The 768-nt window shown below is 53.5% G+C and carries 1 protein-coding gene; it reads left to right on the top strand.

What is annotated here, in order from left to right; genetic code table 11:
• On the top strand, positions 1-768 hold a 768-nt coding region (locus ABUE31_RS22730), incomplete at both ends, for a tetratricopeptide repeat protein (RefSeq protein WP_437344187.1).

The following is a 768-nucleotide window of genomic DNA, read 5'->3' as shown; positions in this document are numbered from 1 at the left end:
GATCTCTCTTCTCGTTTCAGGATTTCGTTCTGAATTAATCAGCAATCTGTCCAAGTTTCGGGAGTTCACTGTAATCGAGTTGAAAGATGGCGCGAAGGACGATTCCGACACGGACTATGTACTGACCGCCCAATGCGTGGATCATAGAGATGAAATGCAGTTGGTCGTCTCGGTAAGCGATCCCGAAACGAACCAAATTATTTGGAGTGATTCCTTTAGATTCTCACTCGGGGACTGGTTATCTTTGCAGAAACAGCTGGTCGGAAGGATCGCTTCAACTCTCGAGGTGTACCTTTCGCATGACAGGCTGTCGCGCCAAGTCAGAGGCCTCCCGCAAAATCTCAGTATCTATGACGCTTGGTTGCGCGGCGAGGAGTTACTGACTCACTGGACACCAGATGCCGATGACGAGGCCGAGCGTCTGTTCGAAGGCGTGATCGTTGCCGATCCGAACTTCGCACCTGCTTACGCCAGCTTAGCTAGCATTCACAATGCGCGGCAATTCATCAGACCGGGAATTCCTGCCGATCCTTCCAAAACGAAGGCGGCTGCTGAACTGGCCCACCGCGCCGTGGCCCTTGATCCACTGGATGCACGAAATCATTTGGTCGTCGCCTGGTCAACAGCGATGACCCGCCAGTTCCAACAGTCCGAAGTGCACTACGAATTAGCCGCCGAACTCAACCCCAACAGCCCGAAAACACTGGTATCGGCAGCCTTGGGTATGGCGTTCATGGGCCGCATCGATCCTGCCTCGCACTTTCTGGA

It is taken from the genome of Mesorhizobium marinum, from assembly GCF_040813675.1.
Classification (GTDB): Bacteria; Pseudomonadota; Alphaproteobacteria; order Rhizobiales; family Rhizobiaceae; genus Mesorhizobium_K; species Mesorhizobium_K marinum.
Note: the sequence above shows the minus strand (reverse complement) of the source record. Positions and strands in the feature narration are given on the sequence as shown.